Annotated in this window: 18 protein-coding genes; 11 read left to right on the forward strand and 7 right to left on the reverse strand. The window is 53.7% G+C overall.

Going from position 1 to position 25,319, the window contains the following annotated elements:
- Positions 1-9: 9 nt before the first annotated feature.
- On the reverse strand, positions 10-2,052 hold the full coding sequence (locus tag GOW48_RS12475) for a dockerin type I domain-containing protein (RefSeq protein WP_170754214.1): 2,043 nt from the start codon (positions 2,050-2,052) through the stop codon (positions 10-12).
- Positions 2,053-2,207: 155 nt separating this feature from the next.
- Here GOW48_RS12475 and GOW48_RS12480 point away from each other — a divergent pair, with 155 nt between their 5' ends.
- The 5 genes from GOW48_RS12480 to GOW48_RS12500 are packed head-to-tail and all read left to right on the forward strand — an operon-like array spanning position 2,208 to position 11,731.
- On the forward strand, positions 2,208-6,080 hold the full coding sequence (locus GOW48_RS12480) for a beta strand repeat-containing protein (protein ID WP_234899477.1): 3,873 nt from the start codon (positions 2,208-2,210) through the stop codon (positions 6,078-6,080).
- Between the two features lie 59 nt (positions 6,081-6,139).
- Positions 6,140-6,946 (forward strand): SapC family protein, encoded by an 807-nt coding sequence (locus GOW48_RS12485; RefSeq protein ID WP_170754216.1) that lies wholly within the window; start codon positions 6,140-6,142, stop codon positions 6,944-6,946.
- Between the two features lie 6 nt (positions 6,947-6,952).
- Positions 6,953-8,293, forward strand: a complete 1,341-nt coding sequence (locus tag GOW48_RS12490; protein ID WP_170754218.1) for a TolC family protein — start codon at positions 6,953-6,955, stop codon at positions 8,291-8,293.
- A complete protein-coding gene (locus GOW48_RS12495) occupies positions 8,290-10,437 on the forward strand; it encodes a type I secretion system permease/ATPase (protein WP_170754220.1) in 2,148 nt (715 codons plus the stop codon). The genes GOW48_RS12490 and GOW48_RS12495 overlap by 4 nt, the downstream gene beginning before the upstream one ends.
- Positions 10,421-11,731: an HlyD family type I secretion periplasmic adaptor subunit gene (locus GOW48_RS12500; protein WP_170754222.1), complete on the forward strand. Its 1,311-nt coding sequence runs from the start codon at positions 10,421-10,423 to the stop codon at positions 11,729-11,731. The genes GOW48_RS12495 and GOW48_RS12500 overlap by 17 nt, the downstream gene beginning before the upstream one ends.
- A gap of 86 nt (positions 11,732-11,817) precedes the next feature.
- On the opposite strand, the gene GOW48_RS12505 is transcribed toward GOW48_RS12500, so the two are convergent.
- The 3 genes from GOW48_RS12505 to GOW48_RS12515 form a co-directional block, all read right to left on the reverse strand.
- A complete protein-coding gene (locus GOW48_RS12505; RefSeq protein ID WP_170355175.1) occupies positions 11,818-12,519 on the reverse strand; it encodes a response regulator transcription factor in 702 nt (233 codons plus the stop codon).
- Positions 12,519-14,384, reverse strand: coding sequence for a PAS-domain containing protein (locus GOW48_RS12510; protein ID WP_414478917.1), 1,866 nt, complete (start codon positions 14,382-14,384; stop codon positions 12,519-12,521). The genes GOW48_RS12505 and GOW48_RS12510 overlap by 1 nt, the downstream gene beginning before the upstream one ends.
- Positions 14,385-14,498: 114 nt before the next feature.
- The gene (locus tag GOW48_RS12515; protein ID WP_170754226.1) at positions 14,499-16,031 is read right to left on the reverse strand and encodes an alkaline phosphatase family protein; all 1,533 of its coding nucleotides are present in this window, start codon (positions 16,029-16,031) and stop codon (positions 14,499-14,501) included.
- Positions 16,032-16,272: 241 nt separating this feature from the next.
- On the opposite strand from GOW48_RS12515, the gene GOW48_RS12520 reads away from it, so the two are divergent.
- Genes GOW48_RS12520 through GOW48_RS12535 form a run of 4 tightly spaced genes read left to right on the forward strand, consistent with a single transcriptional unit; the run spans position 16,273 to position 20,182 of the window.
- Positions 16,273-17,397, forward strand: a complete 1,125-nt coding sequence (locus GOW48_RS12520; RefSeq protein WP_170355178.1) for an ABC transporter permease — start codon at positions 16,273-16,275, stop codon at positions 17,395-17,397.
- Between the two features lies 1 nt (position 17,398).
- Positions 17,399-18,214, forward strand: a complete 816-nt coding sequence (locus tag GOW48_RS12525) for an ABC transporter ATP-binding protein (protein WP_170355179.1) — start codon at positions 17,399-17,401, stop codon at positions 18,212-18,214.
- A 4-nt stretch (positions 18,215-18,218) separates the two neighbouring features.
- Entirely contained in the window at positions 18,219-19,535 is a 1,317-nt protein-coding gene (locus GOW48_RS12530) for an MlaD family protein (protein ID WP_170724616.1), read from the forward strand.
- Positions 19,532-20,182: an ABC-type transport auxiliary lipoprotein family protein gene (locus GOW48_RS12535; RefSeq protein WP_170754228.1), complete on the forward strand. Its 651-nt coding sequence runs from the start codon at positions 19,532-19,534 to the stop codon at positions 20,180-20,182. Before GOW48_RS12530 ends, GOW48_RS12535 begins: the two co-directional genes overlap by 4 nt.
- A gap of 41 nt (positions 20,183-20,223) precedes the next feature.
- Here the strand turns inward: GOW48_RS12535 and GOW48_RS12540 are convergent, their stop codons facing one another.
- From GOW48_RS12540 to GOW48_RS12550, 3 genes are all read right to left on the reverse strand, one after another.
- A complete protein-coding gene (locus GOW48_RS12540; protein ID WP_170754230.1) occupies positions 20,224-22,161 on the reverse strand; it encodes a vWA domain-containing protein in 1,938 nt (645 codons plus the stop codon).
- Positions 22,158-22,697 (reverse strand): RNA polymerase sigma factor, encoded by a 540-nt coding sequence (locus GOW48_RS12545; protein ID WP_170754232.1) that lies wholly within the window; start codon positions 22,695-22,697, stop codon positions 22,158-22,160. Before GOW48_RS12545 ends, GOW48_RS12540 begins: the two co-directional genes overlap by 4 nt.
- A 61-nt stretch (positions 22,698-22,758) precedes the next feature.
- Positions 22,759-24,234, reverse strand: coding sequence for an FMN-binding glutamate synthase family protein (locus GOW48_RS12550; RefSeq protein ID WP_331251811.1), 1,476 nt, complete (start codon positions 24,232-24,234; stop codon positions 22,759-22,761).
- Between the two features lie 336 nt (positions 24,235-24,570).
- On the opposite strand from GOW48_RS12550, the gene GOW48_RS12555 reads away from it, so the two are divergent.
- Together GOW48_RS12555 and GOW48_RS12560 are read left to right on the forward strand one after the other, a co-directional pair.
- A complete protein-coding gene (locus tag GOW48_RS12555; RefSeq protein WP_170754413.1) occupies positions 24,571-24,939 on the forward strand; it encodes a fluoride efflux transporter FluC in 369 nt (122 codons plus the stop codon).
- Positions 24,936-25,301 (forward strand): fluoride efflux transporter FluC, encoded by a 366-nt coding sequence (locus tag GOW48_RS12560; RefSeq protein WP_170754236.1) that lies wholly within the window; start codon positions 24,936-24,938, stop codon positions 25,299-25,301. Before GOW48_RS12555 ends, GOW48_RS12560 begins: the two co-directional genes overlap by 4 nt.
- Positions 25,302-25,319 lie beyond the last annotated feature (18 nt).

Genomic DNA, 25,319 nt, shown 5'->3' on the forward strand with positions numbered 1-25,319 from the left:
GGAACGGGCTTAAACTGACTCGAGGTTACCTAGAAGAATTGAAGTCATGTCAGCAGCCAGAACATTGTCGACCACAACGATATCTGTGCCCGTCTCGTAACTGACATTGGTTCTGGTGACAGCTGAAAGGTCGGCATCGGCGTCTATAAAAACCCATTCCGCCTGGTGTGAAGAAGATTGCCCAACTGCCACTTGCAAGACCGCAAGCGCATCCAACGCGTTCACTGCACCGTCCCTGTTGATATCTGCCGCAATCAGATTTTCCGCGGTAGCCGGCCCCCATGTTGGGTCAAGCCCAACCGCAATACGAAGAACCTGAAGAGCATCAAGGGCTGTAATGTCTCGTGACGCCGTTGAATACCCTTTCACGATATCCAACTCACCCGTGAAGGTTCCTGATGGCAGGCCCAAGTCGAACACGCCATCGTCGTCAGCCCGCACGCTCACGGTCCCGCCTCCATCTATCGAAAAGCGGATCTCAGCGTCGCTTAACCCCGCATTTGTAGACGTAGAATCAATCGTAATGTCGCCCTGAATGCCGTCCGAGCTGCCGGGATCAAGCCCACCGAAGTCGCCAAAATCGACGGGAATGTGGTCCGGCCCTCTAAGTCCCGCCCCGAACACCTGTACAAGCGACAACGGGCTACCCGTGTTCGAATTCACCTCGATCGTTTCATTCAGGTACTCTATTACCGCACCTGTTGCCGTGGACGTAAAGGTCAATTGTTCGGGCGTTCTGAGTAGAGGGTAGTCAAACACGTCCAACCGATCGACTCCGACCTGAAAATCGGTGATCGTGATGGGGTCACTTCCGTATTGGGCAACGAAAATGTCCGCACCAGCCCCGCCCGTCATTGTTGTCGCTCCGGTGCCCGCAATCAGGATATCGTCCCCTGCTCCACCGTTCAAAGTTGTTTCCAGAATGCTGCCGCTGAGGATGTCGTTCTGACTTGTTCCGTTCACAGTACCGAACCCGTCACGTACGACGCCCAAATTGGACACATCGACGGACAGCTGTGTCAGTCCCGCATCCTGCTGCGAGGCTACAAGTATCTGCAACTCATCACCCACATGTGCAACGCTGAAGGCTTCTACGTTTTGCAGACCGCTTTGAAGCGTATCTTCGAAACTGTCTTGGTGAACCAGTTGTCCGTCGGGCGTCATGGTGAACAGTGTAATCCCGTCATCCCCTCCGCCGGCGACAACGAAAACATGACCGTTCACCTCGACAACCTCGAGATCCTGAACGTTGCCAAACCGCGTGTGCAAAGAATCCAGCACATGATCTGTGGGGGTCAAACTGCCGTCACTGCCGAGCATCATGACACTCAACGAGTTGCTCTGGGCACCGGCAACCACAACCCAGGACTGACCATAAGCCTGAACGACTTCCACTGCGGTCGGTGTCGCAATTCCCAAGGTACTAAGCGTGTCAGTATTATCCACTTCACTGATTGCGCCTGTTCCGTGATTGATACTGAAGGTTCCGACTGTCCCGGAGGTGGCATCGCTTGTCACCAGAATCGAACTGGACGCAATCTGTATCACTTGCATCGAATCAGCTTGGCCCGTGCTTGACCCCGCAAGACGCACAGTCCCATCGCCTTTAAGGTTATAAGTTGCAATCTCCCCGGTGGATTCATGAGCTACAGCCAAAATTCCACCAGACAGCTGGACCACGGCAGAGACATCCCCGCCTCCCACAAGTGTTCCTGTTTCTTGTAGCGCCCCGATTGTGCCGTCTGGATTCAGTTCATACCCAACCAAACCGCTGGCCGAGCGCACATCCAACACCAGTTGGACCCCGTCAGCAAAGGAAACGGGTGTTCCAATACGTCCAACCTGAAACGAGATCGAACCCGCAAAATACTCGGTGTCTTGCACTTGCGGGATCGCGCCGTCGATCAGTTTCCAAACAACCACGCCGCCGCCTGGACCCGTCACGCTGTACAGATACGTATCTCCGTTAAACGTTTTTAAAGCCGTATCGCCGATACCTGAATCGAGCGCTGCACTTCCCGTTGCAACCACTCCTTCGAACTGAAGCATCATAACCATCACCCCACGCCACACCTGGCTTCGTGAATAGGATGACCTGATGCCCAGTCCGAAACAAAAGCGCGAATGTGGTGAAAACGAGGAGTTCAGTTTCAGATTAACACAAATTTTTCAGGTCCGACCGCATGAGTCACAGATGGGAAAGACAGATGAACAGCAACTTGCCCCATCGGGCGGACGCGGACACCACATATGAGGGTAAGATGACCAAAGAACCTGAATCCAGAACCCGTACGCACGAATTGCAGGCGGACGCAGCTGACAAATCCAAACTACAAAAGTGGATTGACGGAAAGATGCGCCGTTGGGCCGGAACAGGGCTTGCCGGTGGTCTTGGTTCGACTCTGTTGGCATTGCCCGCACTTGCTCAGGCCACCGTCGAGGAACTCTACGCCTTCCAATTCGCGGAAACCATTCCAGGTGTTCGATCGGTCAAGTTGTTAAAAGACGGAGATGTTCTTCTGAAATTGGCCAATGGTCAAACGATAGTCGTTGCCGCTGAAAAAGTTCAAATTCTTGAAAGCGGCGCCATTATGATAGCCGAGGATGCGGTGGCCGAAATTGCACAATTCAGCCTAGCGGCCGAAGCCGGCGGCGCGGCTAGTGCCGGTGGCATCAGCGGCGTAGGAGCCGCACTTGGCGGGCTTGGGCTGGCAGGGGCCGCAGCAGCCGGCGCAGGAGGAGGAGGCGGTGGCGACTCTGCTCCTCCCCCAGCTCCGACCTACCCTCACCTGAACCTTTCTGGTGTACAATCCACTGCATTGAGCAGTGCCGCATTGAACATAAACGCGGCTGAAGGCGCCGAGTCAGTCCAAGTTGCTATTGGAAGTTTTGTCGCGCCGGCCACCTTGAACAGTGATGGAACCTGGAGCCTGTCTTTGTCGCCTGCACAGGCAGCCAACCTACCTCAAGGCGTGACAAATGTTGTCGTCCGCAGCCTCGACGTTGATGGGAACGAAATCTCGACCGAGACGGTCACTTTTGACATCGATACATTGCCACCAAACGTGGCAATTTCAGGACTCTCAGCTGGGAACGTGATGAACGCAGCCGAACAGGCAACTGACCTGATAGTCTCTGGCACGACAGACGCGGAAGATGGACAAACAATTACGGTTACCGTCGGAGGTCAAACCTATACCGGATCAATCTCAGGAGGACAGTGGGCCGTCACGGTTCCCAGCTCGGATCTGACTGCATTGTCCGATGGTTCCACCATTACTGTTACCGCGGACGTCCAGGACGAGGCCGGAAACCCGGCCGTTCAGGCTACAACCAGCATCGAAAGCGATTTCACCGCACCGGCGGTCACTTTAGATCAGGTTGCAGGTGGGTCGATTGACCTTATTGATGTAGGCAGCGACTTGTCACTGACCGGCACGACCACCGCCGCCGACGGGGAAGCAATTACGGTAAACTTCAACGATCAAACATACTCGACAACGGCCTCGAGCGGCAGCTGGAGCGTTTCGGTTCCGGTCGCCGATCTTTCGGGATTAACGACGGGAACGTCGGTATCTGTAAACGCGGTTGCCTCTGATGCCGCCGGTAACGTTTCACCTCCGGCCTTCAGTTCTGTACCCGTGGACCTTACTGGCCCCACTATCGCTATCTCACCACCGCCCGTTGGAAGTGTCATCAATGCCGCTGAAGTTGGGGCAGATCTGACCATCAGTGGAACAAGCGGAAATGTACAGGATGGACAGCAGGTTACAGTAACAGTGAACGGGCAGACATATACCGGCAATATCACGAGTGGCAGCTGGAGTGTAACCATCCCGACAGCTGATCTGGTCGCCCTCAGCGACGGTGGCTCATTCACGATTACGGCAGACGTGATGGACACAGATGGTCTTAATGCCCCTCAGGCCAGCGCGACTTTAGACAAAGACGTGACCCCCCCGACCCTGAGCATCGACAGCTTTTCTAGCGGAACCGTTTTAAACGCATCCGAGCGGGGAACTGATTTGACGGTTACTGGATCGTCGACAGCGGAAGACGGCCAAGCTGTCACTGTTGAAATCAATGGGCAGACATACATTGGAACCGTGTCCGGTGGCACCTGGAACGCCACCATCCCTGCGGCACATCTGTCGGCGTTGACTGATGGCGCTACGATTTCTGTCGCTGCCAATGTTTCGGATGCAGCGGGCAATCCTGCATCCGAGGCCAGCAGCAGTTTTAACACGGACTTTACGGCTCCGACGATCAATATCACCGGGCTATCCGATGGCGCTGTCCTAAACGTATCTGAGCAAGCCACCGACATGACAGTTTCTGGGACATCGGATGCTGCAGACGGCACGGTTGTCACTGTTAAAATCGTTCGCCCAGACGGAACCGTGGATGTTTCCGGGACGACAACGGTCTCAGGCGGCACATGGAGCTATACTGCCTCTTCAACGGCGTTGGGTACATTGCAAGATGGGGTCACGTACAATGTCACATCGACGATTGCGGACGCAGCCGGAAATGTTTCCAGCGACACCGGGACTTTGCAAACCGATTTTAGCGCACCTTCCATCACGTTGGATGCGCTGCCAATAGGGCCAATCCTAGATATCAATGAAGCAACCAGCGATCTTGTGGTCTCGGGGTCGACCAGTGCAGAAGACGGACAGATTGTTTCAGTCACATTGAACAATCAAACTTACACAGCTGTTGTCACCGGAGGGACTTGGTCCGCGACAATCCCAACGCTCGACCTTTCATCTTTGTCGGACAGTACCGGATTCACCTTGTCAGCGACGGTCAGCGACACAGCAGGCAACTCGGCGACGCCAGCTACGACAAGCCTTACAACTGATTTACGCCCGATTTTGACTATAAACCAGACGGGATCAAATAGTGCGGTTGACCTTGGCAGCGCCCAGAGCTCGGGCGTTACAGTTTCCGGAACATCAGTTGGTTTGAGTTCAGGACAAAGTGTTAACATTACGCTGAACGGGTCTCCGGTCGGGTCTGCGTCTGTGGCCGCCGATGGCAGTTGGTCTTTGCCGGTCAGCGCGACAGCTTTCACCGGCATTGATGCAGGGGACAATTTGAACTTTCAGGCTTCGGCAACAGTAAGCGGAGGTTCTGATCCTCTTCCGGTTTCGGACCAGAACAATGCTCACGAACCTGGAGCGTATACGATTGTCCAAACAGACAACAACGGCTCAACTATGACTTTTGAGATTTACGCAGACCCGGGTCGAGATATATCGAGTGGCTTGGCAATCACTGCAGAACTCGGGTTTGACCCATCGGTCGTAACGTTCGATTCCGGATCGGATGTTGAAAACGGGGCTTTTGACCTGTTTCTCACCAATCCGGTTGGAGCATCGGCAGTAAGTTTCGGCGGAGCAGCCACTGTGTTCACGGATCTCTCCCAACCTTTAGTAACTTTCACCATGACGGTACAAGACGCCAGCCAGCCTGTAGTGTTGTCCGTGACAACACCTGACGGTGGTCCAACAGTTTATCACTTAGGCACGGACGGTGACGAAACCCTCACGGCAACCGATGTCGACAACGTTTTGCGCGGTCAGGGAGGCGACGATTCGATCGACTTGACCAGTACGGGACGAGACCTTGTAGTGTTTGAAGCCGACCCAGCGGAAAACGGGGTGGACACGATTACAGGTTTCACTTTGGGTCCCGTTGCCGACGTCACCGACGCATTGATGTTCAGCGGTCTCAACGTAAGTTCCTTGCGCGGCAATGGAACCGGAGTTGAGACCCTCGGCGCAGGGGACGCTTTGGGCGGGAATACCGGCGTTGTGGGCTTCACGACTGTCTTGTCAGATCTGACAACTGGCACCATCGAAACGGCAGTTGAAAGCCTGACTGGTGTACAGAATGGGGACGAGATCCTCGTACTCGCCACCGACGGCACGGACAGCGTATTGGTCAAGGTTGATTATTCGGCTCCGGGATCGGCAACGGTCGATACTGTCGCTCAGTTCACGGGATTGAATGATCTAAGCGGACTGAGCGCGGACAACATCCTACATACCGACCCGACCGGCGCGTCGGTTTAAATTCCTGCCACGCTGCCGGCAATTATTGCTGGCAGCGACTCCAGAACGGAAGTCCGCACATGTCAAAAACTAACTTGGCACCAGTGACCTACTGTCGCCACAAAGACAAAGGTTGGTCTCGTTTCAAGACCTACCACTTCGCAGAAAACCTTACGCATTGCTCTGTTGTTCTCCAGGAAATTTTTCAGGCAGCGTCAGCATATCCAATTGTTTTCAGACAAATTGGTCAACACATCATGCCGGTCGCTCTGCTTTCAATGAGCGAAACACAGACTTCACCTTTTATCGCGCCGGATGGTCGCTGGCTTGCAAGCTATGTGCCAGCTGCATTGCGCTGCCCCCCTTTTGAGGTGGAAGTAACAGACCCGAAAACCGAAGACTACAGACTAATGGTCAACGAGCGTTCCGAGTTGATTGGACTAAAATCCGACGGGGAACCTTTTTTCGATGACAAAGGTGAACTGTCGCAAGAATTACGCCGCGTTCTAGTCTTTCTAAAAGCCTGCGCGATCGAGACCAACAAAACACGCAAGCTATGCCAGATGATCTCTGATCTCGGTTTTCTTAAGCCCATAGAAATTTTCGAAAACGTTTCACTACCTAAGGGCTGCTTTGGTGCATCGCTTCCAAAAGTACGAGAAATGCCATCAGAGACCTTAGCGTTTTTATACGAAAGCGGTGCTCTGCTTTTGATTCATGCACATAAGGTTTCTATCGCTCACTGCACCTGGATTTCGCGCGCTCAAGAAAAATTGACCTATGATCGCTTTGCAAAACCATTCACAGAAAATTCAGAAGTCTCTGATTTCATTCAAGCATTAGCATGCGCCCAGTCGGATGAAATGATAGAAACCGGTGAAATGTGAACTGTAATGTCAAATCTCAGATTCACCCCCATCACAAAACTGCTCTTTGTTCTTTGTTGCTTATCAGGATGTGCTTCCGCACCTGACCTGGCGTTTGTTGAAAAGTCTTTTGAGCACGGATCGGTCGGCGTTGGCGCAACCGCGCCTTCACCTGAATTGGCAAAAAGTGAGTTCGGTCAACTCGTACGTTCAGCCGTTCAAAATAGTCCCTCCAACGCACGTAGCGCAAGCAGATATGACCTGGCAATTGCAGATCGCGACTCCACCCGGGGCGCATTTCTGCCACGCGTTTCAATGGGGATTAACGCCAGATCCGAACGCGTGGACAGCGATATAGCAGGTGTGACGCCCTTCGTTCGGATATCGCAACTAGTATATGACGGCGGCGCTGCGTCCGGAGAATTGACTGCCGCGAAAGCCCGAATTCTTGAAAGTCGCGGCGATCAACTGCAAACTGCCGCTGCCATCGCCCTAACCGCAATTGAGGCATATGTCTCAGTTACTAATCAAAGAGAGATTCAAAGAATCTCCCTTGAAAACGTGGGCGTCCATGAGGAAATAACGCGCCTAATTACAGAGCGTTTTGAACAGGGCGCCGGTTCAAATGCCGATGTATTGACCGCGCAGTCCCGCATGGCAGACGCGCGGACACGGTTCGCAGATGCCAGAGCCCGCACAGATCGTGCTGAAGCTCAGTTTCATGAAGTGTTTGGCCACGAACCTGGCACCTTATCACCAGCGATAGAAGCTCCAAGAGTGCCAAGAACAGATGCACAGATCATTGCCGAAAGCCCTCAGGTTCGCCGCGCTGATGCTTCTTTGCTGGCGGCTAAATCGCAACAGTCAGCGGCGATTGCAAGACGTCAACCCGACATAGAAATTGCGGCATTCACGGATCGCGATGACGACAATGATGCGAATTTCGGCGTTGATCTATCGTTCAGCTACGAACTTGACAGCACAGGCCAACGAAAAGCGGCGATTGCCTCAGCAGAAGCTCAGGTCAAAGAGGCAGAATTTGCAAGAGAAGATCTGGTTCGTCAACTTCGCCGTGAGTTAGAATTCGTGCGCTCTGACCAAATGGCGGGAGCGGAAAGACTACAGGCAGCTCGGATTGCAGCCACCGTTAATGCTGACAGCGTTAAAGCTGCTCGCGCTCAGTTCACCATAGGACGGCGCAGCCTGATCGAAATCCTCGACGCACAACGCGACTTTGTCAACGCGCAGGAACGGCTAATCCTCGCCGAACAGAGTTTCTTTCTGACAAACTATGTGGTGCTCAGTTTGACAGGGGACATCCTTGATCTGTTGGGAATCCAGACGTTTGAACATGGAGCAAATCAATGATCGACCTGCGTTCCCTAACCAAAAGGACAGATTTACCTGATCTGGAAACGTGTTTGATTCACGTGGCTTCATCTTTGGAAAGATCGATTTCAGTAGCCAGTTTGCAGGCTGCAAGGTCCGGGGTATCGGGGAACTTAACCATTCCCCACGCGATTCAAGTTGCGCAAAATGCTGGACTCCAAGCTGGTTATGGCGCTTGGACGCTCTCGAGTTTCGACAATACGTTGGCTCCTGCCCTGTTATTTTTAAAAGACGATCGCGTCGTGGTTTTTCATGGGCGCTCGACCAGTGGCAGGGTCTTAATTTATGATCCAAGTCTGGGTGATGAGATTGGTGAAGTCTTCGAAAACAATCTCCAAGATGTTTATACCGGTTATGCGATCGTATTTCGCCGGTCTCAATCCGAAGATACAAAAAACAGCGGGTACCCTACTGCGGGCCATTGGTTCTGGTCCGCGATGGCAGCAAACCGTTGGTCCTATTTTCAGGTTGTCCTGGCGGCCTCGATTGCCAACCTGCTAGGTTTGTCCACCTCTGTTTTCATCATGGTCGTCTATGACCGTGTTCTACCTAACGAAGCCAAGGAGTCACTAATTGCCCTGACAATAGGCGTTGGGTTGGCTTTGCTGTTCGACTTCGCCCTCAAGTTGTTGCGGGCAGGGTTCATTGATCAGGCTGGGCAGAAAGCCGACTTGATCATCGGGCGTCGGATTTTCAATCAATTGGTTGATTTGCGCATGACTTCTCGTACCGGTTCAACCGGCGCTATGGCGAGCACAGTTAGGGAGTTCGAAACTCTGCGAGAGTTCTTTACTTCGGCAACCCTCGTCGCCTTAGTGGATTTGCCGTTCATTGGCTTGTTCATATTTGTAATTTACTTGGTCGGGGGCCCTTTAGCACTTGTGCCCGCTTTGGCAGTGCCGGTTGTTCTTATGACGGGTCTGATTGCTCAACCAATTCTGTCACGGCTGGCCGAGCAGAATTTTTCAGACGGGCAATCCAAGCAATCCGTACTGGTCGAAACTGTGTCAGGGTTGGAAACCATCAAAACAACGGCGGCGGCACAACAAATGCGTGCCCGTTGGGAAGATGCATTGGAACGGCAGTCTTCCCACGGCGTGAGAAGTCGTGCAGTTACGCAATTTGCACTAAATTTGACGGGTTTCACGCAACAGGCGGCCCAAGTGTTGATCGTGTTCTACGGAGTTTTTCTAATTGCCGATGGTCATGGAAGTATGGGTGCGCTTATAGCTTCGGTTATGTTGACAGGACGGGCATTGGCGCCGCTTGGGCAACTGGCCCAGACACTTACACGGATCAATCAGGCCCGAAGTGCCTTTAAGAACCTTAACGCACTGATGAACGCCACGAATGAACGACCTCAAGGTCAAAAGTGGATACGTCGACCTGAATGCCAAGGCCAAATAACATTCAGAAACGTAGAGTTCACTTATCCAGAGCAGGCGGATGCTACTTTGTCTGGCCTTTCCTTTGATATCAAACCCGGAGAAAAAGTCGCAATTCTCGGCCCAATCGGCTCGGGGAAAAGCACAGTCACACGGCTGTTGCTTGGGCTGTACCAACCCCAGTCCGGGTCTGTGATGCTTGACGGAGTGGACATTCGCCAGTTGGACCCCGGGGATCTGCGTCGAAACATCGGGACTGTTCTACAGGATATCTGGCTCTTCTCAGGGTCGATACGGGACAATATTGCAAGTGGCAGCACCAGGCCTCGCGACCGGGACATTATCGAAGCCGGTAAAATTGCAGGTGTAGAAGATTTTACCGCCGACCGATCCGGGGGGTATGACTTAATCCTGTCAGAACGTGGCGAGGGTTTATCAGGTGGGCAGCGGCAGTCCATTGCCCTAGCCAGGGCTCTAGTAACTCGACCTCCAATATTGTTGTTGGATGAGCCGACCAGTGCGATGGACGTCAAAACTGAAGCGAAAGTTATAGACCGCCTCAAAAAAGCGACGACAGACACTACGATGGTCATCGTTACCCATAGAACCAGCCTGCTGTCTTTAGTGGACCGTGTCATTGTTATCGAAAATGGACAGGTCAGCGCCGATGGTCCCAAGAGTATCCTAACTAACCACACCCTTGCTCAGCGGAGGCATCTGAATGTCGCAGCATCATGATTTTGCGTCATTGGCACGGGAAATGCGCGGGCGGTCACCTCTTAAGGGCTCTATCCTGTTATTGGTCATATTGGCGTGTCTTATCAGCGCGGGTTTGTGGACCTATCTTACAGAACTGGACGACGTAACACGTGTAGACGGCAGGGTGGTTCCATTGGCGGACGTCCAGCTGATCGAAGCAACAGAAACTGGTGTGCTGCAGCATCTGCACGTGAACGAAGGTCAATTCGTGGAAAAAGGCGCGTTGCTGATGGAGTTCGACACGACGCAAATCGATAGTCAATTCAGTCAGGAACAACAGCGCGCTTTCGGATTAATGGCGCGGGCGGAACGGCTGATGGCCGAAATTGAAGACCGTGAGCTCTTTTTTTCCAAGGAACTGATGGAAGGGGCGCCGGACGTGGCCCGATCGGAAACTGCTTTGTACCAAGGTCGTCAGTCAGAGCTCATCGCTGAAATCGCGATCCTCGAGCGTCAACGGGAGCAGAAACAAAGGGAGTATGAAGAAGGGCTGGTAGACAAGTTAACAGCCGACGAAACTCTTAAGATCCTAGCTGAAGAGCGCGCCATCATGACGCCGCTTGTAGAAAAACGGATGGAACCCGCCACGACGCTGTTGACTCTGCGCCGTAATGAAGCCGAGTGGCATGGGCGCAGAACACGTGCGCAAGCTGTGACCAACAGACTGCAGACTGGCCTCGCAGAGATTGACGACCGAATTCGTGCGACGCGCAGCCGGTTTCACACTGCAGCCTTGACTGACCTTGCTGTTACAACGGCGGAATTGGCAGCGCTAAAACCCGTTTTGCCGGCTTTGCAGGATCGCGCAAGTCGCGCGCAAGTTAGATCTCCGGTTCGAGGCGTGGTCAACCGGATTCACAGAACCACGATTGGTGGGTTGGCCCGCAGCGGAGAGGAATTGATCGAGTTAGTTCCACTCGGGGACAATTTGCTTGTCGAAGCCTACGTGCGTCCAGATGATATCGCGTTTTTGCACGCCGGACAGCCGGTGAAGGTCAAAATCACCGCTTATGATTTCGCTCGATACGGTGCGCTGGATGGGGAAATAGTCCGGATCGGTGCAAACACCATAACGCGATCAGAACGAAATGACGAAGAAGTTTTTGTCGTTGAGATTCAAACCCAACAGTCTTTTCTGGATGCCAACGGAGTGGCAGTTGAGATCATTCCCGGCATGATCGCTGAAGTCGATATTCTAGCGGGGCGAAAAACTGTGATGGAATACCTGATAAGACCCGTCGTCAAAGTCAAAGAGCAAGCTCTGCGGGAATAGAAAGGGGTTCTGAAGGCGGGCCAACCGAACTAATAACCTGAAATCACTTGGCGGCCGTGGACTGAAAAACTCATAATGCCGATCGCTTATTGCCAAACGACATCTCCCAGAAAAATGTAGCCTGCACCATAAATCGTTTTGATTAATTTGGGGTTTTTGGGGTCTTCACCCAATTTGGTACGCAGTCGGGATATTCTGACATCCATCGCCCGATCAAAACTATCCCCTGCGGCACCGCCCAATGTCTCTTGCATATGTGCGCGACTGATCAACCTTTTTGGGCTTTCCAGAAACAGCCGCAAAACTTCCCCTTCGGCGTGGCTGAATGGGGTCTCGGTCCCTGCGCCATCATCCAGGATGTAGCGATCGAAATAGGCAGTCCAACCGTTAAAATGCGCCACATCAGAATGAGTTGGTCGCGCCCGCGGCGCTCGCAACCGGGCCCGTATGCGCGCGACAACTTCGGCAGGATCAAAGGGCTTGGTGATATAATCATCAGCACCCAATTCCAAACCGGTAACCCGGTCCTGTACCTGGGCTCGGCCCGAGATGATTATGACCGCTGCGCCTTGCTCTAGCGCCAAGCGATGCACCAGCGCCAGACCATCTGTGTCAGGCAATGAAAGATCCACCAGGCACACGTCTGGAGTAACACGTTTCAACGAGGCTTCAAACTCGCGCGCACGAGAGAAACTCTGGGTCCGGAAGCCTGCCTCCTCCAAAGCATCGGTCAATATCCGTCGAATTTCAGGTTCGTCATCAACGATCGTGACCAGCGGTTGGGTCATCAGGCGGTCTCGGTTCTGATCAGGGCGCAAAGTTGAGCGCGGGTGAATGGCTTGCGTAAAACTGGTGCTCGGACAAGCGCTTGTTTGTGCAATGGATCGGAATAAGGCAGCGAAGTCATTAGAATGCAGGGCACCGATGCGTTTATGCCGTCCAAAAGATTCAACCCGGTCTCCTCTCCCTCCAGGCGGATATCCGACAGCACCAAGACTATGTCCTGTAAATTTTGAACCAAAGCCAAAGCCTCGGATTTCGAAGTTGCCTCGATCACGGAAAATCCCAGTTCGACCAGCATGTCGCGGAATTGGCTTCTGAGCGCGTCGCTGTCTTCGACCAACAGAACAAGCCCCTCTTGCACGGGCGGAGCCGGTCTGTACGGCAAACGCAGCACCACAGAGGCGCCAGACGGTGTGTTGCGCAGATCCAAATCGCCGCCAGCCAGTTTGACCGTGTCATAAACCATTGGCAAACCCAGCCCAGACCCCTTATTCCCCTTGGTGGTAAAAAACGGGTTGAGTGCTTTGTCCAATGCTTCAGGCGAAAAGCCGGGGCCAGTATCGGAAACCGCGATTTCCGCCCAGATGCTACCCACCTTATGAGCGCTGATGGTAATCTGACCTGTTTCACCACAGGCATCGCGCGCATTTAACACAAGGTTCAGCAGGGCATCCTGCACCATGCCTGAATCCAGCATCAAGGCGACGTCTGGCAGTGTATTGACCACCGATAGCCCAACACCGCGCGGCAACGACGGCGAGGCCAGAATGCGCAGGTCTTCAAGTAACCCACGCATATCGGTTGCCTTGGGTTGAGGAGTACGATTGCCCGTCATATCCGCTATTCTGTTCAGCAATTGGCCCCCGCGGCGGGCGGTCTGTTGCGTGGCGGTGACCAACTCACGGGCATATTCCGGCAAGTCCATCTTTTGCAGTCGGGATTGCATTCCAAGAATGATCGTCAAGAGGTTCGAGAAATCATGGGCAAGGCCGCTGGTCATCTGGGCCGCCATGGCCCGACGGCGCGTTTGCTGCAAGGCGACCCGGGCTTGTGTTTCTTCGGTGATATCGACTGACATGACATAAACCCCGCCTTCTTTGTCTGGCGTGAAAGAAACACGAATACGTCGCGAACCCTGGTTTTCAGTGAACTCGAAAACGGATGTTTCCCCGTCATACGCTTTCTGAAGGTGCGGCTCGACTTTGTCATAGGCCGCAGCACCCAATGCCTCAGAAATATGCATCCCGATTATATCGGACGGACGGCCTGGCATCACTGAATTCAGACGTCGATTGGAATAGTCATATCTTCCTTCAATATCCAAATGCGCTATATGAGCAGGCATCATTTCAGTCGTCATGCGCGTGCGGGCTTCGGTTTCGGTCAACTGCCGCTTGGCTTCTTCCAATGCCGAATTTGTAGAAGCGAGCTTTCGGTTCGCTGCCGACAGTTCCTCGGCCCTGTCCAAAAGTTGCCCGGACAGTTCTACCGAACGGGCGCGCAGCAGGGCCTCAGCCTGTTTGGTGCTTGTGATATCTGTATAAACTGCAACCCACCCCCCCTTGGGCAATGGCGCGCCCTCGACCGAGATAACCTGACCGTTGGCTCGAACGCGTTCAAGGTAGTGGGGTTCAAAAGTCAAAGCCTGTCGGATTCGGCGTTCGACAATCTGGTCAGCATCGGCATCGTCGCCATACTCACCATGTGTCGCCAGATAGTGGATGGTATCCCGAAACAGCGCACCGGGTTTGACGAGGTCATCGGGCAGGTCAAACATCACCTGAAACGGTCGATTGCTTACAACCAGTCGTAGCTGACTGTCATAGATCGACAACGCCTGACCAATCAGATTCAACCCGGCCGACGTCATCGCTTTGATCTGTTCTTCGGTGATGTCCAATTTCACCCTCCCCGAGTTATATCCGTAACATCGGAAATCTCGCAGGTGTAGAGGCGTTAGCGCCCAAGGCCACGCAGAATTCGATCAATGCCTAGAGCGAGACTTTGGGCCGTCGGATGTAACCGCACATAATGACAGCGTGTGGTCCATATTGCGCATTCGGTGCCGCAACATTTGGCGCGTAAGCCGGGTCAGTTCGGGTGCGTAGTCGGGGTTGAACGCCACGTTTTCAAACTCTCCACGGCCCGTGTGGTCAAAAAGCATAGGAGGTAGGTCCGCAGCGAACTCGACCAGAGTAAAGCGGTCATCCCGCAATATTCCAAGGGATGAATCGCTGGGATCAGTCCCTAGCTGTTCCTGCCAGATCGTGGGGTTCAAAGGTTCGGAAAAGTCCAGCTCACTAAAGGAATAGCTGCGCCAGTCCTCGGGCAGGTTCCCACGCAGCAAAGGCAGCAGAGACCGCCCATCCATCGAATTTGGAATGGATTGCCCAATCCAGTCGAGAATAGTCGGGGTAACATCGATGGATTCGGTCGGAGCAGAAATCACGGAACCCGCTTGGTCTCGATTGCCAGGCAACCGGATCAAAAGGGGTGTGTGATAGGCCGCATCATAGACGGTCATTTTACCCCAGCTGTTTCGATCTCCGAGCATTTCTCCGTGGTCAGCAGTGATAATGATCAAAGTGTCGTCATACTGGCCACTGTCCTTCAGGAACTGGACGACCCGTCCGATATGGTGGTCGACTTCCGTCGCCAACCCCAGATAAACAGACCGCAGAATTTGGATATTCTCAGGCGTCGGATCAACGTTCTTAAAACCCAGGACGAAATCAGCAGCAGTCTGTTTTTGCATAGTAGGTGCAAAGAACGGATGAACTTCGGCCTCGCTGTTCGCGCCCCCAAGCCCGGCAGGCAGAGGGAGCGACGTCGGGTCATACATGTTGTTGTAGGGGGCAGGTGCCACAAGGGGTGGATGCGGGCGGATATAGGTGAGATGCGCAAACCAATTCTGCCCAACAAGCGGCGCCATACTATTAAGGAATACATCCGTCAAAAACGCGGTGTCACTGTCTTTTGCCGCGTACAACGCTGGGTCATTCAGTTTGACCTGCCCACCGGATTCAGAGACCGGTGAATGGACATCCCAATAGCTGTCAAAGGAATAGCCTTGTTTCATCAAGTGCGACCGCCATGGATAAGACTCTTCTAGTCGCATCTCGACCACTTCTTCGAACCCGGCCATGGGTTGTTCATAAGACCGAAGAACAGGGTCATTTGGGTCGTGTATCCTAGGGTCGGCCGTCGTGTCGGTATAGCCAAACAACAAAGGCGAATAGCCAGCCTTTCGCATTTCACTTGCTATGGTCGGGGTGTCGTGGCGCAAAGGTGTCCCGTTTCGCACGGACCGATGGTTCATCGCGTATTGCCCGGTCAGGATAGAGGCGCGCGACGGGCCACAAGGGTTGGTCACTGAAAAATGCCTGTCAAACGTCACCGCCTCTTGCATGAAGGCGCGCATGTTGGGCAGGTCGACATGTCCCGCCAGTGCGCCGTTCAGACAATCGGCCCTAAGCTGGTCAATAATGATAAAAAGGACATTCCCGGCGCGTTGCATCCCAATTCCTCTGATCCTGCTGGCTTGGCTTTTGATGCGGACATTGTCCGGGTTCTACCCAAGCAGCAACAGATTCGTCACACTTGGCCTTAGTTAAGATCAGACTTGAAACGTGTTTGTCAGCTTGATCGATCAATCCTGCGTCTGAAACTGTCACACATGCGCTATTGAGAGGAGAGAATAACCCGAATCTTTCGAAAAATACGTTGCAGCGCACGCGTGTTTTAAATCACATACGCTCATGACCCGACCAACTGTAAATTTGAACCATGATGCTGAAGGCATCAGCATTCTAGTGTCGGGTGAACTGCTAACCCAAACCCTAAGCAGTATAGAAGCCGCATTCACATCCTTCACGCCTACGGGGAACAAGGTCGTTGTCGACCTGTCAGACGTTCAGGCAATGGATACAAGCGGCGCATGGCTGGTCGCCGATCTGACCCGCCGGGTACAAAAGGCAGGGGGTGAGATTGATCTTCATGGTGCGTCACCTGCCTATTCCGACCTGATTGCGACTGTGTCCAAAAGCATCCCCGATGACCCAGTAACTGAAATTCACCATCGCAGCTTTGGAGACTGGGTGGAAAGCGTCGGCAAACGGACGGCGGGCGGGTGGAAAGACACCCTGTCGATGCTGGACTTTCTTGGCCTGACGCTGCACCGACTAGGCCGGACCCTTCTGAACCCACGCAGGCTACGGCGGGCGGCTCTGGTCTCGCAGATGGAAGAGGTCGGTTTCAAAGCCATTCCGATCGTTGCCTTGATGGGTTTTCTGATTGGCGTCGTTTTGGCATTCCAAGGTGCAACCCAGTTGAAACAGTTCGGCGCCGAGATTTTCGTAGTCGAACTGATCTCGATCTCGGTTTTGCGGGAATTGGGCATCCTTCTGACGGCTATTATTGTGGCAGGTAGGTCCGGTTCGGCTTTCACGGCGTCCATAGGCTCGATGAAAGTGCAAGAAGAGATTGATGCCATGCGCACCTTGGGCCTGGACCCGATTGAGGTTCTGGTCATCCCGCGGGTGGTCGCCTTGCTGATTATGTTGCCGATCCTTGGCTTCATTTCCGATATCTCCGCCCTGATTGGCGGTGGACTTATGAGCTGGATCGACCTCGACGTCAGCCCCGGAATGTTCGCGACGCGGTTGAAGGAAAACACAGGCATCTGGCAATTTGCGATCGGCATGATCAAAGCGCCGTTCTTTGCACTGGTCATCGGTGTTATCGCCTGTTGGCAAGCGTTGCAGGTCAAGGGGTCTGCTCAAAGCGTCGGGCAGAGGACAACCTCGTCTGTGGTTCAATCCATTTTTATGGTTATTGCACTGGACGCTTTGTTCTCGATCTTCTTCTCGGTTATGGGGGTCTGACATGGACGGAACCGTTCTGCAGAAAACAACCCAGGCCGACACCCAGCGCGAGGCCGTCATTCGGGTACGTAACCTGACCAACCAGTTTGGGCCGCAGGTGGTTCACCAGCACCTTGATCTGGACGTCTGGCGCGGTGAGGTACTGGGCATTGTCGGCGGGTCAGGTACTGGTAAGTCCGTTCTGCTAAGGACAATTGTCGGGCTGAACAAACCTACAGCTGGCAGTATTGAAGTTCTGGGCGTCGACGTGTTGAACGGTCCCGAACAGGAGCGTCGAAGGATTGAACAGCGTTGGGGTGTTGCATTCCAGGATGGGGCGCTGTTTTCGTCACTTACCGTTTTGCAGAATGTCATCGCTCCTCTGCGCGAACACACTGGTATGAGTGAAAGCCTAATGTGCGCACTTGGCAGTTTGAAAATCAGCCTAGTCGGTTTGCCTCAGCTCAGTTGTGGCAAATTTCCTTCGGAACTTTCAGGCGGGATGCGCAAGCGGGCTGCGCTGGCCCGTGCGTTGGCAATGGATCCCGAAATCGTTTTCTTGGATGAGCCCACGGCCGGGTTGGACCCGATCGGAGCCGCCGCTTATGACGATCTGATCGGAGAACTGCAAAATGCGCTGGGATTAACTGTATTCATGGTCACGCACGATCTGGACAGCCTGTATGCCATTTGTGACCGTATTGCCGTGCTCGCGGAAAAACGCGTTTTGGTTGAAGGGCCGATTGAAGAAATGACCAAAGTCGATCATCCTTGGGTGCAAGAATATTTCACCGGCCCTCGGGCGCGCGCAGCGCAAGAGAAAGGGCAAAGCAGGTAGAACCATGGAAACCCGAGCGAATTATATCTTGATCGGCGCCTTCACCCTTGCGGGCATACTTGGTGCTTTCGGGTTCTTTCTGTGGCTCGCCAAATTCGAAATCTCGCGGCAATACGCTTATTATGATGTGTTGTTCGAAAATGTCTCGGGCCTATCCGCTGCTGGTGGAGTCAGCTACAATGGCCTGCCGGTAGGTCAGGTGATTTCTCTGAATCTCGATGAAAATGACCCTTCAAAAGTACGCGTTCGTCTGGAAGTTGACGCTGAAATCCCGGTTACGACAGAGACAATCGCTCAGTTACAATCGCTTGGTGTAACAGGTGTCAGCTATGTCGAGCTGACCGGTGGTTCGCCCACAGCCGAGCGTCTACCGCAGGATAGCCTCATTAAAAGTAAACGCAGCGCGATACAATCCTTATTCGAAGGCGCTCCGCTGCTGATGGAAAAAGCAATAACGTTGCTAGAAGACATCAATGAGGTCGTCGACGACAAGAACCGGCAGGCGGTTTCGGATATTCTGGAAAACGTCGCCTCGGCCACTGGTCGCCTAGATAAGACACTGTCAGACTTTGAAGGCCTGTCGTCTGATCTGGGTGGAGCAGCGCGTGAGATTTCTGCTTTCTCAAAACGGCTTGATAATCTGGCCGACACGGCGGAAACAACGCTGGAAACTGGTACGGACACTTTAAAAAGCGTTAGAACAGCGTCCGAATCCGCCGCTGCTGCCTTGGACAGTGCAAAGGTTACTTTTGAAACAGCGGATCAGGTCATCCAACAGGATCTCAAACCATTCATTGAGCAAGCCTCGTCTTTGGCTGAGAACTTGTCGGGCCTGTCGGATGAAGGCAGCGTCGCGCTGGCAACCGTTTCCGAGACTTTCCTGAATGCAAACAAAACCCTTGGTACGATCACAGGTGCGATGGAAGCGGCCAAGGGAACCCTCACCTCGGCCGAGCGTGCCTTTGACTCGGCGAACCGAGTGATTAACGAAGACGTGGGAGAGGTGGTTGCAGACATTCGTAACGCAGCCAATCAGGTGGCGAACACGGTCACACGGGTAACCGACCGGCTGGACGAAATATCAGCTGATGTTCTCAGTGCTTCAAAGTCCGCTTCTGAATTGCTAGGCACGATTGACGGCATCGTTCAGGAGAACCGCCGTCAACTTTCTGATTTCATGCGAGTTGGCTTGCCCCAATTCACTCGCTTTATCGAAGAATCCCAACGGCTTGTCGTTAGCCTCGATCGGTTGGTCGACAAGGTCGAACGCGATCCTGCACGCTTTTTGCTGGGAACCCAAGCATCGGAGTTTCGCCAATGATCAGGATATTCCTTGCTTTACTGGCGGTTGCGGCCATCGCGGGCTGTACAGGGCTGGGAACGCTTACGCAGGCGTCTAAACCGAACGATCTCTACTTGCTCACGCCCAAAAGCACATTTTCAACGTCCTTGCCACGAATCCAACGACAGATTGTAGTGGAAGAACCGACCGCAACCGCGGCGGTCAATACGGATCAGATCGCGGTGCAACCTACACCGCTTCAGGTGCAATACCTACCGCGGGCGCGTTGGGTGGACCGGGCACCTTTGATTGTTCAATCCCTGCTGGTCGAAAGCTATGAAAACAGCGGAAAAGTCGCTGCAGTCGGACGGTCCATTGTGGGTTTGCGCGCGGACTATGTCATAGTCCCAGACCTACGCGAATTTCAGGGAATCGTCGTAGAACAGCCCGACGGCTCATCAATTGTACGGGTCGAAGTCAGAATGAATATCAAAATCATCGATGAGTTCGAGGACAAGATCATCGCGTCGGACTCGTTTCAAGAATATGTCATTTCAGAAAGCGACCAGACACCCGATCTGGTCAATGCCTTTGACGTCGCATTGGGCAAGACCATGCGCGACGCTGTCGAATGGAGTATTCGGAGAATACACACCCACGCCAGCAACAACCCTAGGTCTTTCTGATAGAGGTTATTGGGTGCCGCGTAGGACGGCACCCGTTGTGACTAACGTTCAAGCGATTGCGCGAGGCGCATCAGCGTCACAGCTTCTGATCGATACCCAAACGTATCATCGCCACGGGATGTGCTGGCCAATGCGATGGCTTCATCATAAGACCAGCCATTTAGATATTCACCTCGGCGTAGCAACTGGCCGAACCCTGCAATGGCATATGAGAAACCAATATCTTCGGTCACGTCGCCCTGCCCGGAGAAAATCGGTTCCTGGATCAATTGGCTTTCTTCTGAGCCCGGTGCTTTGAAGCGCAGCTTCAAGTAGCCAATCTCTTCAGACGCGTCGGACACCACGCTGTCGGCATAGCGAAGAGGTTGGTTCCTAATGGCTTCAGACCCCACCGGCGTCACTTCGTATATCGCCGTGACCGAATGCCCTGCCCCGATATCTCCGGCATCGACCTTGTCGTTTGCAAAGTCCTCGCGTCGGAGGCTTCGGGTTTCATAACCGATCAGGCGGTATTCAGCGATCTGAGCGGGATTGAACTCTACCTGAATCTTCACGTCATTTGCGATCGGGAACAATGCACCTGTCAGTTGGTCGACCAGAATTTTACGCGCCTCGCTCAAGGTGTCGATGTAAGAGGCCTGACCGTTCCCATTCTGAGCCAGCGTCTGCATGACCTCATCGTCAAGATTGCCGCGCCCAAACCCCAGAACGCTGAGATATGTTCCGCTGTCTCGCTTGCGAGCAATAAAGTCCCGCAGCGCTTCGGGATCAGCCATCCCAACATTGAAGTCACCATCTGTCGCCAAAAGGACTCGGGTAACCTCACCTTCAGCAGACATAGTTTCCGCCACTTCATATGCTTGCTGTAAGCCGGCCTGCCCTGCAGTCGAACCACCAGCTTCAAGGCGCTGAAGGGCAGCTAGGATCTTACCTTGATCAGAGGCAAATGTCGGCTCCAAAACTTGTCCAGCGCTGCCTGCATAGGTGACGATGGACACCTGATCCTCGGGCCGCAACTCAGCCAGCATTAAGCGGAAGGACTTCTTGAGCAGCGGCAGTTTATTGGCGTCCTGCATCGAACCCGACGTATCGATCAGAAAGACAAGGTTAAGCGGCGGGCGTTCCTCAACAACCGGCGTCGTACCTTGAATTGCGACATGGACAAGCTGAGTCCCATCGTTCCAAGGGGTTGGGCTTACAGTGATCGAAGGTCGGAAAGGCGCTTGACCGTCGGGCAGAGGATAGGCGTAGGGGAAGTAGTTTATCATTTCCTCGATACGCACCGCATCACGCGGGGGCAATTTGCCATTCAGCAACGACGACCGAACGATTGAATATGAGGCCGTATCGACGTCGATCGAAAATGTGGACACGGGATCGTCTGCTGTAATTTTCAGCGGGTTTGTTTCGGCAGTGGCAAATGCCTCAGTATCCCTTTCGAGGGACAAGCCATGCAGGCGCGACAGCTCAGGTGGCGTGCTGCCGCCCTCATCCGCAGTCAGGGCATTACCGTCTACGACGGATTTCTGGTCTGTAGCCCGCTGGTTTCTCGGCTCGGACAATGGGGCGGCGAGTTCGGCCAACACTGGGGCTTCAAACCCTGGCTCACTGTTACCGAGAGCGTCTTCAGCCTCTGCCACCACATTTTGTGGGACATCGGATTGGACTTGTTTCCAAGACGTCGGCTTCGGCACATAGTCACGAGTCTGCGGCAGGATCACAACCAGAGCAACGGCTGCAACGGCTGTCGTGGCCGTCAGCAGACCACGGTGTGAGAGGGCATTCAACATGGATTTCGCTCCTTTTGTCACGCGGGCCAATAGGCCTCGCCTGACATTGGGACGGTCCAGGGCGGACGATGCTTGGAGCGCCGCAAAGTTTTTTTGCGCCAGTTTCATATTGGCGGCTCGACGGGATGCGTCTGGACCGGGGGTCGAGACGTCCATTACTTTCTTCAACTGCTCAAGATCATCGGTCATTGCGCCAACTCCTCTTGTCGCATTGCACGCAGACGCTTTCGAATTTCAGCAAGACGCCATGATACGGTACCTTCGGACACTCCCAATACTTCACCCGCCTGCGCATGCGTCATCTCATCTTCAAGGGTCAGGGCCAGCGTCTCCTGCAAGTCGAGCGGCAACAACCGCATCGCTGTTTGCAGCCACTCGACGGCTTCCGCTACCTCGGCTGCTTCGGCGCGGCGCATTTGCTCAACGTCGCCCCACCCAAGCGCGGCTCTGCTGCGCGTCGCCTGCCTGCGGCGTGTGTCCTCGACGGCGTTCACCACAACGCGATACAACCAAGTGGTAAATTTCGACCGCGCTTGAAACCCGGCAATCTTGGACGGCAAACCGGCACAGATATCCTGAGTAATATCCTCGGCCTGTTCCTCGCGGCCGGTCAATCGATAGGCCAGACGGAAAATTCGATCGTAGTGACGCTCCAGAAGGGCAGCAAACGCCTCAGCGTCCCCTTCAATCGCGGCTTGAGCCAAGTCTTCATCCGACGTTTCCATGCGCATCACGATGAGTAAGACGCATCTGAAAGGTCAATCCTTGGCGGCATTCGTAAAAAAATCAGAAATGTTCGGATGTGGCTTGTTCCCAATCAGCCGCATACTCATCCGGAATGGAACCTGAAAGGAAGGCACCGGAAGCCACCAGCGTGTATTGATCAGCATAGGAATTCTCACGCTCATCTGCGGTACGGCGCCGGATATCTGATGGGTGCAACTCGGCGGCGGTTTCTTTGCCCATAGCCCCCAGAATTTCTACAAAGCTTTCCACAGTCGCATCATGGTAGCGCTGAACACGCTTGCGTTTTTGCGGTACGTTCACCGCTCTCCCCCTGATCGGGTCTTGGGTCGCCACGCCGGACGGGCATCTGTTTGTGTTGCAGTGCAAGGCCTGAATACAACCTATCGCGAACATCATCGCCCGGGCCGAGTTGCACATATCGGCACCCAACGCGAATTTCTCGATCATGTCATATCCCGTCGCCACTTTGCCCGAGCAAATGATCCTAATCTGATCCCGCAACCCTACACCGCGCAGGCAATTGTTGACGAAGATCAGAGCCTCGTTCAGAGGCATCCCCAGTCGATTGGTAAATTCGACCGGGGCCGCGCCGGTGCCACCTTCGGCACCGTCAATGGTGATGAAGTCCGGCACAATCCCTGTTGCAAGCATCGCTTTGCAGATTGCCATGAACTCAGACGGGCGTCCAATACACAGTTTAAACCCGACCGGCTTACCACCTGATATTTCGCGCAGATGCTGCACGAAATGCATCAGGCCCGTTGGCCCCTCAAACGCAGAGTGCACCGGCGGAGAAATAACGTCCTGATGCACCGGCACACCCCGGATTTGAGCGATTTCTTCGTCAACTTTCGCGGCAGGCAGCACACCGCCATGAGATGGCTTGGCCCCTTGCGACAGCTTGATTTCAATCGCCTTGACAACTTCTGTACCGGCTTTTTCGGCAAATTTGTCCTTGTCGAAACCGCCATCGGCCGTCCGACACCCAAAGTAACCGGTTCCAATCTGCCATATGATGTCTCCGCCTTCGGCCAAATGGTGCGGAGACAACCCGCCTTCACCAGTATTATGGGCGAATCCACCATCCTTAGCGCCACCATTCAAAGCTCTGATCGCGTTTGCGCTCAAGGCACCAAAACTCATGGCAGATACATTCAGTCGCGAGGCGTTGTAGGGCTGGCGGCACTGGGGGCCACCCAGCAAGACACGCTTTTCACTTTCATCCACATGTTTGGGCGCGAGCGAGTGGTTGGCGCGGTGATACCCAACAGTCAGGATATCGTATTGCGTACCAAACGCCTGCGTATCCACCTGCCCCTTGGCGCGGGCATAGACCAACCCACGGATGATACGATTAAAAGGTCGGCCACTTTCGTTGGTCTCAACGAAATACTGACGTATCTCGGGGCTGACGAACTCCAACATATATCGGAAGTGACCTAGAACCGGATAGTTGTTGAGCACATTGTGCTTGGTGGTCAGAACGTCATAAAGCCCGATCACTGAATATGGCACCAAGAATATCAACAACCAATGCGCAGGAGGCCAAAAGAGTCCCCAAACAACCGTCAGCGGCAGACACACATAACTGAGAAAATAAAATAGTCTGCGGACGATCATCCTAGCTCTCCAAATCAGATGGCGGGTCGATCAAATCGTGGGGGCATTTGGCGTTTGATTGCAAGCAATTGTATCAGTGCATTTAGATGACGGTGATTTTGAGGGCAGGGCTTCACGGTCGGCTCATAGTTGATCCTACTTTAGTCACACGGTATCCAACTCGCACGCTTGAAACGGACGAAACCATTGGCCCAAAAATCTACCCACCCGAAGGTTTCAGCCACAGCGTGGATGTTTTTGGCTGTTTTCGTGGGTGGCGCAGCAGGGTCGTTGTTTCGAGAGGCTTTTTCTATAGAGATCCCCGGCATTCGGATCCTAACAACAACCTTCGGGATTAATATTGCCGCCTGTTTTGTCTTGGGCTGGCTATATTCCATAAGACACCGCGTACATGCCCATGTCCTGCACCTTGGCGCTGTCGGGTTTTGCGGCGGGCTATCTACCTTTTCCTCTTTTGTTGCAGACTTAGACATGTTGGCCGCTATAAACCCCTGGTACGCCGCAATGGCTGCTGTACTTGAGATCGCATGTGGCCTGATTGCCGCCCTCGCGGGCGAAGCAATAGGTCGCCGCGTTTTCAACACGAGGTCCGGGTGTTGAGCGAATTTTACCAGCATATAATGTTTGGTTTAGGCGGAGGTCTAGGTGCGGTCCTGCGCCAATGGGTGGCTTTGAAAATCAATCACGATCTGCCTTTTGCGACGTTGATCGTAAATGTTGCAGGAAGTTTCATTCTGGGCCTCTGGATCGGGTACCTCGGCGGGGTAACTGAGATAAGCGAAGAACAGAAACACCTTGTTTTCGGGTTCTGCGGTGGCTTCACGACCTTTTCAAGCTTTGCTTATCAGTCGCTGGAGTTGCGGCGCAGGAACACATTTGCCCTGGCTGCGGGCAACATATGCCTCAGCCTTGCCTTATGCTGGATAGCGCTTGGATTTGGTCTTTTATTGACGAGGCTTTGAGTGCCGAAGAGTTCGCGT

Origin of the sequence: Ruegeria lacuscaerulensis (genome assembly GCF_013033355.1) — a bacterium.
GTDB classification, from domain to species: Bacteria; Pseudomonadota; Alphaproteobacteria; order Rhodobacterales; family Rhodobacteraceae; genus Ruegeria; species Ruegeria lacuscaerulensis_A.